Origin of the sequence: Micromonospora sp. U56, assembly GCF_018070095.1 — a bacterium.
GTDB classification, from domain to species: domain Bacteria; phylum Actinomycetota; class Actinomycetes; order Mycobacteriales; family Micromonosporaceae; genus Micromonospora; species Micromonospora purpureochromogenes.
This window is the reverse complement of sequence record NZ_JAGPYL010000020.1, coordinates 1-13,449: the sequence shown is the minus strand read 5'-3', so window position 1 is coordinate 13,449 and position 13,449 is coordinate 1. Positions and strand designations below refer to the sequence as shown.

Annotated in this window: 15 protein-coding genes; 9 read left to right on the top strand and 6 right to left on the bottom strand. The window is 75.8% G+C overall.

Annotated elements, in window-relative coordinates; genetic code table 11:
- Nucleotides 1-300: 300 nt before the first annotated feature.
- Complete coding sequence (locus KBX37_RS10080) at nucleotides 301-453, top strand: hypothetical protein (RefSeq protein WP_210775625.1); 153 nt, start codon at nucleotides 301-303, stop codon at nucleotides 451-453.
- Between the two features lie 57 nt (nucleotides 454-510).
- On the opposite strand, the gene KBX37_RS35940 is transcribed toward KBX37_RS10080, so the two are convergent.
- Genes KBX37_RS35940 through KBX37_RS10065 form a run of 3 tightly spaced genes read right to left on the bottom strand, consistent with a single transcriptional unit; the run spans nucleotide 511 to nucleotide 2,227 of the window.
- Nucleotides 511-1,305: a hypothetical protein gene (locus tag KBX37_RS35940; protein ID WP_374103717.1), complete on the bottom strand. Its 795-nt coding sequence runs from the start codon at nucleotides 1,303-1,305 to the stop codon at nucleotides 511-513.
- Nucleotides 1,302-1,916, bottom strand: a complete 615-nt coding sequence (locus KBX37_RS10070; protein WP_210775624.1) for a helix-turn-helix domain-containing protein — start codon at nucleotides 1,914-1,916, stop codon at nucleotides 1,302-1,304. The genes KBX37_RS35940 and KBX37_RS10070 overlap by 4 nt, the downstream gene beginning before the upstream one ends.
- Nucleotides 1,917-1,927: 11 nt before the next feature.
- Nucleotides 1,928-2,227, bottom strand: a complete 300-nt coding sequence (locus KBX37_RS10065; protein WP_210775623.1) for a hypothetical protein — start codon at nucleotides 2,225-2,227, stop codon at nucleotides 1,928-1,930.
- A gap of 87 nt (nucleotides 2,228-2,314) precedes the next feature.
- Here KBX37_RS10065 and KBX37_RS10060 point away from each other — a divergent pair, with 87 nt between their 5' ends.
- The 3 genes from KBX37_RS10060 (at nucleotide 2,315) to KBX37_RS10050 (ending at nucleotide 5,601) form a co-directional block, all read left to right on the top strand.
- Nucleotides 2,315-2,908 carry a single-stranded DNA-binding protein gene (locus tag KBX37_RS10060; RefSeq protein ID WP_374103716.1) on the top strand — a complete coding sequence of 198 codons (594 nt, stop codon included), beginning with the start codon at nucleotides 2,315-2,317 and terminating at the stop codon, nucleotides 2,906-2,908.
- A gap of 138 nt (nucleotides 2,909-3,046) precedes the next feature.
- Nucleotides 3,047-4,060 carry a cobalamin biosynthesis protein gene (locus KBX37_RS10055; RefSeq protein WP_210775622.1) on the top strand — a complete coding sequence of 338 codons (1,014 nt, stop codon included), beginning with the start codon at nucleotides 3,047-3,049 and terminating at the stop codon, nucleotides 4,058-4,060.
- The gene (locus tag KBX37_RS10050; RefSeq protein WP_210775621.1) at nucleotides 4,057-5,601 is read left to right on the top strand and encodes a cobyric acid synthase; all 1,545 of its coding nucleotides are present in this window, start codon (nucleotides 4,057-4,059) and stop codon (nucleotides 5,599-5,601) included. The genes KBX37_RS10055 and KBX37_RS10050 overlap by 4 nt, the downstream gene beginning before the upstream one ends.
- A gap of 173 nt (nucleotides 5,602-5,774) precedes the next feature.
- On the opposite strand, the gene KBX37_RS10045 is transcribed toward KBX37_RS10050, so the two are convergent.
- Nucleotides 5,775-6,176 (bottom strand): rhodanese-like domain-containing protein, encoded by a 402-nt coding sequence (locus KBX37_RS10045; RefSeq protein ID WP_210775689.1) that lies wholly within the window; start codon nucleotides 6,174-6,176, stop codon nucleotides 5,775-5,777.
- A 180-nt stretch (nucleotides 6,177-6,356) separates the two neighbouring features.
- Here KBX37_RS10045 and KBX37_RS34365 point away from each other — a divergent pair, with 180 nt between their 5' ends.
- The 4 genes from KBX37_RS34365 (at nucleotide 6,357) to KBX37_RS10025 (ending at nucleotide 10,506) form a co-directional block, all read left to right on the top strand.
- Nucleotides 6,357-7,103 carry a uridine kinase gene (locus KBX37_RS34365; RefSeq protein WP_374103715.1) on the top strand — a complete coding sequence of 249 codons (747 nt, stop codon included), beginning with the start codon at nucleotides 6,357-6,359 and terminating at the stop codon, nucleotides 7,101-7,103.
- Between the two features lie 36 nt (nucleotides 7,104-7,139).
- Nucleotides 7,140-8,492, top strand: coding sequence for a dipeptidase (locus tag KBX37_RS10035; protein ID WP_210775688.1), 1,353 nt, complete (start codon nucleotides 7,140-7,142; stop codon nucleotides 8,490-8,492).
- A gap of 77 nt (nucleotides 8,493-8,569) precedes the next feature.
- Nucleotides 8,570-8,776, top strand: coding sequence for a hypothetical protein (locus KBX37_RS10030; protein ID WP_088975693.1), 207 nt, complete (start codon nucleotides 8,570-8,572; stop codon nucleotides 8,774-8,776).
- 146 nt (nucleotides 8,777-8,922) lie between these two features.
- Nucleotides 8,923-10,506: an ATP-dependent DNA ligase gene (locus KBX37_RS10025; RefSeq protein ID WP_210775620.1), complete on the top strand. Its 1,584-nt coding sequence runs from the start codon at nucleotides 8,923-8,925 to the stop codon at nucleotides 10,504-10,506.
- Nucleotides 10,507-10,524: 18 nt separating this feature from the next.
- Here KBX37_RS10025 and KBX37_RS10020 read toward each other — a convergent pair whose 3' ends face one another.
- Both KBX37_RS10020 and KBX37_RS10015 read right to left on the bottom strand, forming a co-directional pair.
- Nucleotides 10,525-11,352 carry a hypothetical protein gene (locus KBX37_RS10020; protein WP_210775619.1) on the bottom strand — a complete coding sequence of 276 codons (828 nt, stop codon included), beginning with the start codon at nucleotides 11,350-11,352 and terminating at the stop codon, nucleotides 10,525-10,527.
- 86 nt (nucleotides 11,353-11,438) lie between these two features.
- Entirely contained in the window at nucleotides 11,439-12,254 is an 816-nt protein-coding gene (locus KBX37_RS10015; protein WP_307849024.1) for an SURF1 family protein, read from the bottom strand.
- Nucleotides 12,255-12,426: 172 nt separating this feature from the next.
- Here KBX37_RS10015 and KBX37_RS10010 point away from each other — a divergent pair.
- Nucleotides 12,427-13,449, top strand: a 1,023-nt coding sequence (locus KBX37_RS10010) for a cobyrinate a,c-diamide synthase (RefSeq protein WP_210775618.1), incomplete at its 3' end; no start/stop codon positions are given.

The window sequence follows — 13,449 nt, the reverse complement described above, 5'->3', positions numbered from 1 at the left end:
GTCGCCCCACCGCCTGGGCTACAGCGCCCGCGCGGGTGTTTGCGGTCAGTGCGCGCTCAACTTACGGTCTCTGTGAGCGCGGATCAGGGATACAAGCGACCGATCGGAGGATGGGGGATCAGCCTTTCGGTCGTAGCTCTCTACGGCCGGGGTGTATTGACCGTCGTGGTCGGCTCTAATGGTCTGCGGCACACGGAGTTACATCGGTGTAAGTAGCCGAGAAACAGCGAACGCCCGGACTAGGCCCCGGGCGTCGCTGGCGACTCCGACGTTCAGCAGTGGTCCAGATAAGGAGTCAGCGTGACCGTAACAACAAACGAGCAGGCGGACAACAGGTCACGTGACCGACACAGCATTGTCCTCGACTACTTGAAGACGGCCCCGGCCGTACTGGGTGGGCTGGCGACCGTGCTCGCGGCGGTCACTGCCTTGTTGGCACTCCTGCTCAAGTAACACGGCAACGCACGAGAGCCCGTCCCATGATCGGGGCGGGCGCTCTGCGTTGTGCGGTCAGGCGTCCGCCAGTGCCGGCACCTTCGCCGCCCGCCGACGCCGTGGCGGCACCGTGGCGGCAGGCATGTAGCGCCGGGCGGTGCGCTCGGACACGCCCAGGCGGGCGGCGACCTGAGCGGGCGTCGCGTCGGGCGTCTCGGCCAGCACCGCCGCCACCCTGTCGGCGGTCGCGGGCGGTGCCGCCAACGTGTCCGGCGCGGTCGGCGGGGTGCCGACAGCGGCGACGACCGGCAGCGTCCGCACGCCGGGCGGGATGACGGGCGGGCGCGGGCGGATCGGCGCGACGAGAGCGACCGGAGCGGGGGTCGCCACAGGGCCCGAGACGGCCGCAGAGAGGCCGGGCGTGGTCCCGGCAGGGGTCGGCTCCGTCAGCGCCTTGGAGGCCGTCCCGTTGGGTGCGGGCGGGGCGGCCGGCGTCCGGGCGAAGACGAGCTTCACCAACGCCATGAACGCGAGCGCGGGCACGGCGGACAGCAACCCGCCCGACAGGCCCGGCTTCGCTACGGCGAGCTGCGCCGCCAGCGACAGGCACGCCGCCGCGATCAGCAGGGCGAGGGGGTAGCCGGTCGGCGCTCCCGCCCGGCGGCGTCGCCGGATCTCCAACAACGCCGCCACGGGCACCAGCTCGGACACGCAGGCATTGACCCAGCCGAAGGCGTCCGGCGTGCCGGCGGGGCTGTTGCGCATCGTCCAATCGTGGACGTGGGTGAAGCTCGCCCAGCCGGCCGCAGCGCCGACGACGAGCAGGATCAGGACCAGTAGCGCGCCCTCGGCACGCTCGGCGCGGGTCATGCGGCACCCCCGAGAGCTTCAGCGCGGCACGGGCCGCAGTTGTGGGCAGGGCTTCCCCGATGGCGCGGGCACTGCCCGGCGCGGGGGTCGGTTGGGAGCGCAGCGCCGCCGCGAAGCGAGCGGGCGCGCTCTTGGTTCTGGACGGTTAAGGACGGTTCCCCCGAAGCACGCTTCGCCCCGGTCGGTAGCACGCTTCGCCCCGTTCGGGAGCGTGCTTCGCCCCGGTCCGATACCGGGGCGCAGTCGGCTTCGCCCCGGTCGGCGGCCGGCTGCGGGGCCTCGCTCGGGCGGCCCGACTGCGGCTCGGCGAACGGGTCAAGCGCGCCGGGTAGCGGCCGGCGGCGCTCCATCGCGAGGTCGTAGACGACCGGCCGGCGGTCGGCCGGCAGGAACGCCGTGTGCCGCTGATCGCCTCGCCGGATCAGGCCGAGGCCCGCGAGGGTCTTCAGGTCGTTCTGAACGGACCGGACGGACTTGCGGGCGTAGTGGGCCAACCGCTCCTGACTCGGGTACGCGGCGCGGCCGTTGGCATGCGCGTGGTTGGCGAGGCCGATCAACACCGCGAGGCACTGCGGCGGGACGTCGGGGGCGTCGTTCAGCACCCAGGACACAGCCTCGATGCTCAACGGGCACCGGCCAGCGCGTCGGCAAGGGTCACGACCGGCACGCCGTACAGCGCGGCGATGACCGGCTCGGCGAGGTTTTCCGCGCCGGGCAGGGTCACAACCGCGTCAGCGGCGCGGGCGGCGTCGAGGTCGTCGGCGACCACGGCGAGGAGGTCGTCCGCGTCGACCGTCTCGGCGGCGGTCGCGGTGGTCACGAGGAAGCCGGCGGCCAGCAGGGCGGCGACGGCGGCGGCGAGCGCGGCGGTAGAGCGCGCGGGAGCGGCCACGTAGGCGGTGGGGGCGGTAAGCTCGGGCATGGCGGGGTCCTCTCCCGTCCGGCCCCGGGGGTGTTCCAGCACCCGCCGGGGCTCTTTATGTCGGTCGGCGGGTCTGTCGTGTGGCACTTGGACAGGACCCGCGTCCGGGTCAACTGCTGGCGCAAGCTGGCCGAGGGGGTGGCGGCCTCGGTGATGGTCGGCGACCCGGTGGTGGTGGCCGGCCGCCTCTACACCCGCGACTGGACCGACGACGCGGGCAACCACCGCACCGTCTACGAGCTGGAGGCGGTCGCCGTCGGGCACGACCTTTCCCGCGGGCGGGGCCGGTTCCTGCGCAACAAGCCGACCATGGCCACCAGCACCGTCGAGGACGCCGAGGCGGCCGGCCGGGTGCAGGGCGAGCCGACCGAGCCGGTGCCGCACGAGCAGGCGCCGGCCGCGCCGGACGACCGGCCGTTCGACGAGGACTTCGAGTTCTCCGGCTTCGCCGTGCCCCGCGCCAGCCACGAAGTTCCCGGCACCGACTTGGCGGAGCTGACCGACCCGTTCGACGAGGAGGGCGACGACGCTCCGGTGTCCGGCGACGAGCTGACCCCGGTGCCGGGGGACGACGAACAGGGCGCCGGGGAGGGCGAGCTGGACGCCGTACCGGAGGAGACCGCCGTCGCGCCGGCCGGGCGGGGTCGGCGCGGGCGCGGCCGGGTGCCGGTGCCGGCCTGACCCGGCGGGCCGGAGCGGTGAGCCGCGCCGACGGCGCCGCTGCGGCCCGACGCGGGTGTACGGACGGGGGCGGGGTGGCGACGGCGGCGTCGGTCACCCCGCCGTACGGCTAGGCTGGCCGGCCGGAGGTGGTGCGAGGTGCGTCAGGCGACCGCCGTGGCGAACGCGGCCGGGCTGGTGGCGGGGTACGCCCTGGACTCCCTGCTCGGCGACCCGGGTCGCTGGCACCCGGTGGCCGGCTACGGCCGCGCGGCCGGTGCCCTCGAACGGCGGGTCTACCGCCCCGACCGGGCCGCTGGCGCCGTCTTCACCACGCTCGCCGTCGGCGCGCCGGTGCTGCTCGGCGCCGTCGCCACCGTGGCGACCCGGCGGCACCCGGTGCTGCGGGGTCTGCTCGTGGCCGCCGGCACCTGGACGGTGCTGGGCGGGCGCACCCTGCGCCACGAGGCCGACGTGATGGGGTCCGCCCTGCGCGGCGGCGACCTGCCGGCGGCCCGGCGCCGCCTGGGCCACCTCTGCGGGCGGGACCCGTCCGCGCTCGACGAGTCCGAGCTGGCCCGGGCCACCGTCGAGTCGGTCGCCGAGAACACCTCCGACGCGGTGGTCGCCCCGCTGCTCTGGGGAGCGGTCGCCGGCCTGCCCGGCCTGCTCGGCTACCGCGCGGCCAACACGCTCGACGCCATGGTCGGCCACCGCTCGCCCCGCTACGCCCGCGGCGGCACCCCCTCCGCCCGCCTCGACGACGTGCTCACCCTGGTGCCGGCGCGGCTGACCGGGCTGCTCACCGTCGCCCTCGCCCCGACCGCCCACGGCGACCGGGCCGGCGCCTGGCAGGTCTGGCGCCGCGACCGCGACGACCACCCCAGCCCCAACGCCGGCCAGTGCGAGGCGGCGATGGCCGGTGCCCTCGGCGTCCGGCTCGGCGGGCGCAACGTGTACTTCGGCCGCTCCGAGGTGCGGCCGTTCCTCGGTGACGGCCCCCGTCCCGAGGCGCGGCACCTCAGGCGGGCCGCCCGGATCTCCGGCGCCGTCGGGCTGGCCGCGCTCGGGATCGCGGCCACCTGGCCCCTGACCGGTGGGCGCCTGGTGGCGGCGGTGGGCCGGCGAGGGCTGCGCGGCCTGGGCGCCGTCGGCCGGGGGAGTGGACGGTGAGCGGCGGGCTGCTGGTCGCCGGCACCACCTCCGACGCCGGCAAGAGCGTGCTCACCGCCGGGATCTGCCGCTGGCTGCACCGCCGGGGGGTCGCCGTGGCCCCGTTCAAGGCGCAGAACATGTCCAACAACTCCGCGGTGGTCGTCGGCCCCGACGGCCGCGGCGGCGAGATCGGCCGCGCCCAGGCGATGCAGGCCGCGGCCTGCGGGCTCGCCCCCGACCTGCGGTTCAACCCGGTGCTGCTCAAGCCCGGCAGCGACCTGGCCAGCCAGGTGGTGCTGCTCGGCGAGGCCGTCGACACCGTCACCGCCGGCAACTTCCGCGAGCTTCGGCCGAAGCTCGCCGAGACCGCGTACGCGGCCCTGGCCGAGCTGCGCGAGGCGTACGACGTGGTGATCTGCGAGGGCGCGGGCAGCCCGGCCGAGATCAACCTGCGGGCCGGCGACTACGTCAACATGGGCCTGGCCCGGCACGCCGGCCTGCCCACCATCGTCGTCGGCGACATCGACCGGGGCGGGGTGTTCGCCTCGATGTTCGGCACCGTCGCCCTGCTCGACCCGGCCGACCAGGCGCTGGTCGCCGGCTTCGTGATCAACAAGTTCCGGGGCGACCTGGGGCTGCTCCAGCCGGGGCTGGACATGCTGCGGGGGGTCACCGGCCGCCCGACGTACGGGGTGCTGCCCTGGCACCTCGACCTCTGGCTCGACGCCGAGGATTCCCTCGCGTACGGGCGGGTGCTCGGCCGGCCGGCCGCGCCACGCGGCACCGACTGGCTGGACGTCGCCGTGGTCCGGCTGCCCCGGATCAGCAACGCCACCGACGTCGAGGCGCTCGCCACCGAGCCGGGCGTGCGGGTCCGGCTGACCGTCGAGCCCGCCGAACTGGCCGCCGCCGACCTGATCGTGCTGCCCGGCTCCAAGTCCACCGTCGCCGACCTGGCCTGGCTGCGCGAGACCGGCCTCGCCGACGCCGTCACCGCGCACGCCGCCGCCGGCCGGCCGCTGCTCGGCATCTGCGGCGGCTTCCAGATGCTCGGCCGGGCCATCCACGACCCGGTGGAGAGCCGTCGGGGCAGCGTCCCCGGGCTGGGCCTGCTCCCCGTCGAGATCACCTTCGACCCGCGCAAGACCGTCCGGCAGGCGGTGGGCACCGCCGCCGGTGGCGTCCCGGTGCGCGGCTACGAGATCCACCACGGGTACGTCTCGACCGCCGACCCGGGTCTGCCCCCGCTCCTGACGTACGCCGACGGCGACGGCGAGGGTGCGCGGCTCGGCGCGGTGTACGGCACCCACTGGCACGGCGCGTTCGAGTCCGACGAGTTCCGCCGCCGGTTCCTCACCGAGGTGGCCCGGACGGCCGGGCGGCACGGTTTCCAGGTGGCGCCGGACATGGCCTTCGCCGCCGCCCGCGAGCGCTCGCTCGACCTGCTCGGGGACCTCGTCGAGGAACACCTCGACACCGACGCGCTGTGGCGGCTGGTCGAGACCGGCGCGCCGGCCGACCTGCCGTTCATCCCGCCCGGGGCCCCGCCAACGACCTGACCGGCCCGGGAACCGGCCGCGCCGCCGCCTGATCGACACCGGTTACGGGATGTGGTGATATCCCCTTCGCTGGGATACCGCAACCTCGCCGACATCGCTGAGCTGGCGCGGCCCGGCCCGGCTGGCGCGGCCCGGCCCGGCTGGCGCGGCCCGGCCCGGCTGGCGCGGCCCGATCAGGGGCGGATGTCGGCGGGCTCCTCGGAGAACGGTAGCCCCGCCTCCCGCCACGCCTGCACCCCGCCGATCATGTCGGTCGCGTTGCGCAGCCCCAGCGCCTGCAGACTCGCCGCGGCGAGGCTGGATGCGTAGCCCTGCCGGCACACCACGACGATCTCCCGGTCGTACCCGGTCGCCTCGGGGATGCGCCACTCGCTCGCCGGGTCCAGCCGCCACTCCAGCACCGTCCGGTCGATGACGACCGCGCCGGGCAGCTCGCCCTGCTCGCGGCGCTGCGACTCGGTACGGGTGTCGACCAGCAGGGCGCCGGCCCGCACCGCCTCGACCGTCTCCTGCGGACTCAGCCGGCGCAGCCCGGCACGGGCCTGTTCCAGCAGGGCGTCCACGCCCGGACTCATCACGTCATGCAGCACATCCAGATCATGCCGCTCACCCGAAGCGACCGCCGGGCGAAACGGCCGGGCGGAAGACGGAACCAGGCTCACGGGGGACAACACCGCGATTACCCGGCGCGACCAGGGCAGACGGCCACCGGGCCGGGGGTCCGCGCGGCTCCAGGCGGCGCTAGCGTCGGCCGGGTGACAGGAGATCGGGAGGGCGCCGGTGAGGAGCCCGGCCGGCCGCGCGGAGATCGGGAGGGCGCCGGTGAGGAGCCCGGCCGGCCGCGGGTGGCGGTGGTGGAGGCGTACGCGGCGTTGGCCCGCCGGGTGCTGGCCCGGCCGGCGCGGCTGGGGCGTACCCGACTGGTGGCGGTCGACGGGCCGAGCGGCGCGGGCAAGAGCGTGTTCGCCGCGCGGCTCGCGGACGCCCTCGCCGCGCTGCCCGGCGGCGAGCGGCCACCGGTGGTGCACACCGACGACCTGCTCGACGGGTGGGACGACCAGTTCACCTTCTGGTCGCGGCTGGAGGAGCGGGTGCTGGCGCCGCTGCGGGCCGGGCGGCCCGGGGCGTACCAGCGCTACAGCTGGGTGCGGCGGGGCTTCCTGCCCCGGGCGGTGCCGGTGCCGGTCGCGCCGGTGCTGCTGGTGGAGGGGGTGAGCGCGGCGCGGGCGGCGATCCGCCCCGAGCTGAGCCTCGCGGTGTTCGTCACCGCCCCGGCGCCGCTGCGGCGGGCCCGGGCGCTAAACCGCGACGGCCCGCAGATCCTGCCGGAGCTGCGTCGCTGGCACGCCGGGGAGCGGGCGCACTTCGCCGCCGACCGCACGGCAGCGCACGCGGACCTGGTGGTCGACGGGGCGCCGGCGCTGCCGCACGACGCCGCGCGCTACCTCGTGCGCCACCCCGCCAGCTGCGGCGATGCGGCCTCGCGAGGTGCGCCGAGGTAAGGCCGGCATACGATGCCGGTCATGACCACACCGATCATGTCCGAGTCCGAGGTGCGGGCCGCCGTCGAGCGTGAACTGCCCGGTGTCCGTGCCGATCTGGAACGACTCGTCCGCATCCCCGGCATCGCCTTCGAGGGCTTCGACCACTCGCACGTGGAGCGTTCCGCCGAGGCCGTCGCGGAGCTGCTGCGCGGCTGCGGCCTCGACACCCGGATCGTGCGCTCCGGCGGCCGGCCGGCGGTGATCGGGACGAAGCCGGCGCCGCCCGGGGCGCCCACCGTCATGCTGTACGCCCACCACGACGTGCAGCCGGTCGGCGACCTGTCGCTCTGGGAGTCCGACCCGTTCGAGCCGGTCGAGCGGGACGGCCGCCTCTACGGCCGGGGCGCCGCCGACGACAAGGCCGGCATCATGGCGCACGTCGCGGCGCTGCGCTCCTTCGGCGACCAGCTCCCGGTCGGCGTGGTCCTCTTCATCGAGGGCGAGGAGGAGTACGGCTCCGACTCCCTGGAGCGGCTGCTCGCCGAGCACCGCGACGAGATCGCCTCCGACGTGATCGTGATCGCCGACTCCACCAACTGGGACGTCGGCGTGCCGGCGCTGACCACCTCGTTGCGCGGCATCGTCAACTGCTTCGTCGAGGTGCGCACCCTCGACCACGCGGTGCACAGCGGCATGTTCGGCGGCGCGGTGCCGGACGCGCTGACCGCGCTGGTCCGGCTGCTGGCCACCCTGCACGACGACGCCGGTGACGTGGCCGTCGAGGGCCTCGTCGGGCGGGAGGGCGCCAGCGTCGACTACCCGGAGGACCGGTTCCGCGCCGAGGCCGGGCTGGTCGAGGGGGCGGCGCTCTTCGGCACCGGCCGGATCACCGACCGGCTCTGGACCAAGCCCGCGCTGGCGGTGCTCGGCATCGACGCCCCGGCCACCGGCGAGGCGCCGAACGCGCTGGTCCCGTCGGCCAAGGCCAAGCTGAGCGTCCGGCTGGCGCCGGGTGACGACCCGAAGCGGGCGTACGACACGCTCCGCGCCCACCTGGAGAAGCACGCGCCGTGGGGCGCCCGGGTGACGGTCACCTTCGAGCACGACGGCGACCCCTGCGTCATCGACGCCTCCGGGCCGATGTTCGACGCCGCCCGGGGCGCCTTCCGCACCGCCTGGGACGGCACCGACCCGGTGGACATCGGCGTCGGCGGCTCCATCCCGTTCATCGCCACCTTCCAGGAGATGTTCCCGCAGGCCGCGATCCTGGTCACCGGCGTGGAGGACCCGCACGCCCGGGCGCACGGCCCGAACGAGAGCCTGCACCTGGGCGAGTTCGCGCGGGTCTGCCTGGCCGAGGCGCTGCTGCTGGCCAAGGTGGCCGAGGCGGGGCGCCAGGTCGGTTAGGTGACGGAGCCGTAACTTCGGGGCCGATGTCGGAGTTTGCGGTGTGTCGGGCGCGGGGCTGTTATAGCCTTTCGAACATGCGTACGAACGACGTGATGGCGCGGCTCGAAGCCGCCGTGAGTGCTCTGGGGGACGTCGACGTCTCCGCGTGGCCCGAGGACACGCTCAAGGAACAGCTCGGCGAGCTCTCGGCCGCGCTGGTCGCCCTCGACGGCGTCCTCTCCCGGGTCGCCGACGAGGTGCGGGCCCGGGGCCTGCGCATCGAGGAGCCCGTCTCCGCCTGAGCGGCTGTCGGGACACCTCGCGCCGGCTGGACTCCGCCTCGCTCGCCCCGGGGCTTCCCGACAGCCGCTGCCCCGCGCCGCCCGTCAGGACCACCCGGGCACGGCAATGCCCGGGTGGTGTCGGGGGTGGCTGGCAGGATGAGGCCGTGCGGTTCCTCGCCCTGGCAGCCACCTCCGCGGCGGTCGGCGCCACCAGCGGCCGGCGGGCCAAGGTGGAGCTGCTCGCCGCCGCGCTGCGGGCGCTCGACCCGGTCGAGGTGCCGGCCGGCTCCGGCTACCTCGCCGGCGAGCTGCGCCAGCGGCAGACCGGCGTCGGCTGGGCCGCCCTGCGCGACCTGCCGGCACCGGCCGCCGAGCCGTCCCTGACCGTGGCCGCGGTGGACGCGGCGGTCGACCGGATCGCGGCGGTCAGCGGCCCCGGCTCGCAGGCCCGCCGGCGGGAGCTGCTGGGCGCGCTCTTCGCCGCCGCGACCGCCGACGAGCAGCGGCTGCTGGTCGGGCTGTTCAGCGGGGAGCTGCGCCAGGGTGCCCAGGCGGGGCTGCTCGCCGACGCCATCGCCCGGGCCGCCGAGGTGCCGGTCGCCGCCGTCCGCCGGGCCCTGCTGCTCGCCGGTGACCTGCGCGCGGTGGCGGTCGCCGCGCTCTCCGGGGGCGCCGCCGCGCTGGCCGGGTTCGGGCTCCAGGTCGGCCGACCGCTCGCCCCGATGCTGGCGTCGAGCGCCCCGTCGGTCGACGCGGCGCTCGCCGCCACCGGCGTACCGGCGGTGGTGGACGTCAAGCTCGATGGCATCCGGATCCAGGTGCACCGCTCCGGCGACGACATCGCCGTCTTCACCCGCAGCCTCGACGAGTGCACCACCCGGGTCCCGGAGGTGGTCGCCGCCGTGCGCGCGCTCCCCGCCCGCGAGCTGGTGCTCGACGGCGAGGCCATCGGGCTGGACGCCACCGGTCGTCCGCTGCCGTTCCAGCAGACCTCCAGTCGGGCCGCACGCCGCACCACGCCGAGCACCACCGGCGGCGCTCCGGTCGCCCCGGCGGTGCTCGCCGCCGCCGAGACGACTGGCGAGACGGTGCTGACGCCGTACTTCTTCGACCTGCTGCACATCGATGGCGAGGATCTGATCGACCGGCCCGGCCGGGAGCGGTGGGCGGCGCTGGCCGGCGCGGTCGACGAGTCGCTGCTGGTCGGGCGGATGGAGGTGGAGGACGCCGAGCGGGCCGGGGTGGCCTTCGCCGCCGCCGTCGACGCCGGCCAGGAGGGCGTCGTGGTGAAGGCGCCGGACGCGCCCTACGACGCGGGCCGGCGCGGCGCGGCCTGGGTGAAGGTCAAGCCCCGGCACACCCTCGACCTGGTGGTGCTGGCGGTGGAGTGGGGCAGCGGCCGGCGGCAGGGTTGGCTCTCCAACCTGCACCTCGGCGCGCGGGATCCGCGCACCGGCGACTTCGTGATGCTCGGCAAGACGTTCAAGGGCCTCACCGACGAGCTGCTGCGCTGGCAGACCGAGCGGTTCCTGTCGCTGGCGGTCGAGCGCGGCGACTGGGTCGTTCGGGTCCGCCCCGAGCAGGTGGTCGAGATCGCCTTCGACGGGGTGCAGACCAGTTCCCGATACCCGGGCGGGATGGCGCTGCGCTTCGCCCGGGTGGTGCGCTACCGCGAGGACAAGGCCGCCGCGGAGGCGGACACCATCGACATGGTGCGGGCGATCCACGCCGGGCGGGCCGGCGGCTGACCCGCGCCGCCGCCGGGATCAGAACGTCGACAGCGACCGGGCGTAGTTCACCTGGTTGTTGATGTGCTGCACCTGGCCCTGGTCCAGCACCGGGATCCGGGCCACGTACTGGTGGGCGCCGTTGACGACCGTCACCTGGACCGTGCCGTGCTGGCGGGTCTCCTTGATCAGCAGGAAGAACAGGCTGAAGAAGGTCAGGCAGAAGAAGCCCACGATGGCGCAGACCAGCGCCCAGGTGGCGATCTTCTCCTCCTTCTGCCAGAAGTCCGCCACCTGCCAGTAGGCGCCGGCCAGCGGCAGCACCCCGGCCGGCGTCCGGATCACCGGCGGGCTGACCACGATCTCGCCGATCTGCACCGCCACCACGTCCGGTCGAGCCGGCGGATAACCGGCGGGCAGCAGCGCCGGCGCGGGCACCGGCGGATGCGGCCCCGGCCGGGCGGGCGGCGCGGAGAACTGGGCCGGCACCGGGAACGGCGCCGGCGGCGCCGAGAAGTGGGCCGGCGGCGCGGAGAACTGCGCCGTCGCGGGCGGCGCGGAGTACGCCACGGGCAGGTGCGCGGTCGGCGGCGACTGCGGGGGTACGTGTCCGACCGGTCCCGCCGGCGGCATGGCGTACGGCGGGGTCGGGCCGGCAGGGTACGGCGCGGTCGAGCCGGCGGGGTACGGCGCGGGGAACTGCGCGGTGGGTGCGATGTGCGGCGCCGGCGCCGCGGAGAACTGGGCGGTGACCGGCGCGGTGTCCGAGGGCGGCATGGCGCTCCACGGGTCGTAGGCCGGGTACGCCGCCGTCGCCGGCTCCGACGGGGCGGTGGTGGGATCAGGGGTCGCCGGCTCGTTGATCACGGGCGGACACTACAACGTCCTCCGCTGTCCAGTGGCCCGCCCGAGTGTCCGGTTTCCTCGGGCCGAGGAGACCGGCGATCGCGCCGTCAGGCCGGGGTGGCGGGTTCCGCTGCCCGGTCGACCGGCTTCTTCGGCGCGTCCAGCCCCGCCGCCCGCCGGGCCTCCCGGCGGGCGACCCAGCCGTAGCCGAAGAGCGACATCGCGGCGAAGAGCCACCACTGGATCACGTAGCCGAAGTTCTGCCAGTTGTTGGCGTGCCCGATGGGTACCGCGCGGAACGCCGGGTCGTTCGCCGGGGTCTGCTCGTCCAGCAGCAGGTACGCCCCGTGCACCGGGTACGGCAGCTCGCGGGCGATCTTGTCGACGGTGACCCGGCGGGTCTCCAGCCGGCCGTCGCGCCGGTCCACGCCGGCCCCGCCGGTCTCGGTGGGGTGCACCCGGCCCACCACCGTCACCTCGCCGGTGGGCAGGGCGGGCACCTGCGGCATGGCCATCGCGCCGCCCGGCGCGGGCGGGACCCAGCCCCGGTCGACCAGTACGGCCGTGCCGTCGGTCAGCACCAGCGGGGCGAGCACCTCGAATCCGACCTTGCTGTCGACCGTCCGGCCACGGATCAGGACCACGTTCGCGGCGTCGTACCGGCCGGTGGCGGTGACCCGGCTCCACTCGACCCGCTCGGCGGGGGCCGGGCCGACCGAGCCCGCCCCGCCGGTGGGTGCGGGCAGCGCGTCACGCAGCGGCGCGGGGGTGCCCCGGCTACCGGCGTCGATGCGCTGGTTGACCGCCGTGCGCTGCTCGTAGCGGTCCAGCTGCCAGTTGCCGAGCAGCACCATCACCGCGGCAGCGACCAGGGTCAGCGCGAGGATGCCCAGCCAGCGTGGGGTCAGCAGGAACCGGTACACGCCACGAGGCTACCCGTATGACCGGGACCACCGACCGCGACGGCCCGGTGCGCGACCGGTCGTCGGCCGCCACGTGTCGGTCTGGGCGGGTATGGTCACGCGAGCGGATCTCCGGTCGGAGATCTTCCCGGTCGTCCGCCTGCCACCACCCGTCGCCCGCGAGGAGTCGATGATGACCGCCGTGCCGCGCCTCGTGCTCAGCGCGCCGTCCTCCGGACACGGCACCAACGCGCTGGCCATCGGGCTGCTCGCCGCCCTCGCCGAACGGGGCCTGGACGTCGCCGGCTTCAAGGTCGGCCCGGACCACGTCGACGCCGCGTACCTCGGCCTCGCCGCCGGTCGACCCGGGCGCACCCTCGACGCGAGGCTGGTCGGCGCGGACCGGCTCGGTCCGCTCTTCGCGCACGGCGCGGCCGGCGCCGAGCTGGCCGTGGTGCAGGGCACCATGGGGCTGTACGACTCGGTCGCCGGGCGCCCCGACGCGGAGTCCACGGCCGCCGTGGCCACCGCCCTGCGCAGCCCGGTCGTGCTGGTGGTGGACGTGGCGGCGATGGGGCAGTCGGTGGCCGCCCTGGTGCACGGCTTCCGCTCCTACGACGATCAGCTCTGGCTGGGCGGGGTGATCCTCACCCAGGTCGCGTCCCCCCGTCACGAGGCGATGCTGCGGCAGGCGCTCGACGACGTCGACGTCCCCGTCTACGGCGCGCTGCGCCGGCACGAGCTGCCCCCGGTGCTGCCCGCCCGGCGGCACGGCGTGCTGCCGGTGGTCGGCGGCGACGCCGAGGCGACCCGCGCGGTGCGGCGCCTCGGCGAGGCGGTGGCCGGCACCGTCGAGCTGGACCGGCTGCTCGCGCTGGCCCGCTCCGCGCCCGCGCTGACGGTCGAGCCGTGGTCGCCGTCGCCGGCCGCCCCGGTCGAGGGCCGGCCGCTGGTCGCGCTGGCCGGTGGCCCGGGCGGCAGCTACAGCTACGCCGAGACGGCCGAGCTGCTGCGCGCGGCGGGCGCCGAGGTGGTCACCGTCGACCCGCTGCGCGACGAGGCGCTGCCCGCCGGCACCCGGGCGCTGGTCGTCGGCGCCGGTCTGCCCGAGTCGTACGCCGCCGAACTCTCCGCCAACCGCCGGCTCTGCATCGCCGTGGCCGAGCTGGCCCGCACCGGCCGCCCGGTGCTCGCCGAGGGGGCGGGCCTGCTCTGG